This is a genomic window from Micromonospora sp. NPDC049580 (genome assembly GCF_040675595.1).
Classification (GTDB): Bacteria; Actinomycetota; Actinomycetes; order Mycobacteriales; family Micromonosporaceae; genus Micromonospora.
Genome location: NZ_JBFAPG010000837.1, coordinates 1 through 1,114 on the forward strand (window position 1 = coordinate 1; position 1,114 = coordinate 1,114).

A 1,114-nucleotide genomic window follows, 5' to 3' on the forward strand; every position below is an offset into this window, starting at 1 on the left:
GGCGGCTCGGCGTACGTCACGGGGTGCCTGTTCCCCCGGCGCGACCGCCGGTCTGGCGGCGCAGCTCGGCACGGGCGGCCGGCTCGGCGCGACGGAAGGTGTGGAAGTGCCCGGGGTGGTACAGGTGCGAGCGGGTGCCCTCGGCGGCCAGCGCCGGCCCGACCAGGAAGAGGGTGTGTTTCCACAGCCTGTGCTGCTTGACCGTGGCCTCCAGGGTGCCGACCGTGCAGCGCACGACCAACTCGTCGGGCCAGGTCGCCTGGTACGCCACCACGGCCGGGGTGTCCGCCGGGTAGCCGCCGGCCAGCAGCTCGGCCTGCACCTGACCGGAGCGGGCGGCGGAGAGGAACAGCGCCATGGTGGTGCCGTGCCGGGCGAAGTCGCGGACCCGCTCGCCGGGCGGCATCGGGGTCTTGCCGCCTTCGAGGCGGGTGAGGATCACCGACTGGGCGACCTCGGGCACGGTCAGCTCCCGCCCGACGAGCGCCGCGACGGCGGTGAACGACGACACTCCGGGCACGATCTCGACGGCCAGGTCGAGCGTTCGGCACAGGTCCAGTTGCTCCTGCACGGCGCCCCAGAGCGCCGGGTCGCCGGAGTGGATGCGGGCCACGGTCAGCCCCTGCTCGGCGGCGCGCTGGTAGAGCGGGAGCACGCCCTCGATGGGCAGCTGCGACGAGTCGACGATCTCCGCGTCGAGGCGGGCGTGGTCGAGGACGTCGGCGTGCACCAGGCTGGCCGCCCAGATCACGATGTCCGCCGCGGCGATCACCCGGGCGGCCCGCAGGGTCAGCAGGTCCGCCGCACCCGGGCCGGCCCCGACGAACCACACCTTGCCGTTGCTGGTCACAGCTTTCCTCCTCGGTGGTCGCGGCGGGCGGGCACCAGCAACGTCGACAGGTACGGCAGGTCGTGCGCGGTGTCGTCGACCCCGCCGACGCTCTCCCCGGGCAGGCCGAGGCTGCGCCCGAGCACCGCGTCGGCGAGGCGGCCCTGCCGGCGCAGCTCGGCGAGCAGCTCCGGGTGCCGCCGCCAGCCCTTGTAGGCGACAACGGTGCCCGGCCCGGCGAGGGCGTCGGCGGGGTCGACGACACCGCGCACGACCTGCCGTACC

1 protein-coding gene and 1 pseudogene are annotated in these 1,114 nt (G+C 75.0%); both read right to left on the bottom strand.

Going from position 1 to position 1,114, the window contains the following annotated elements:
* Nucleotides 1–16 precede the first annotated feature (16 nt).
* The gene (gene cobM, locus AB0J68_RS32455; protein WP_363942750.1) at nt 17–850 is read right to left on the bottom strand and encodes a precorrin-4 C(11)-methyltransferase; all 834 of its coding nucleotides are present in this window, start codon (nt 848–850) and stop codon (nt 17–19) included.
* A pseudogene (locus AB0J68_RS32460) lies at nt 847–1,114 on the bottom strand (precorrin-2 C(20)-methyltransferase); the annotation flags it as partial. The gene cobM and the pseudogene AB0J68_RS32460, both read right to left, overlap by 4 nt.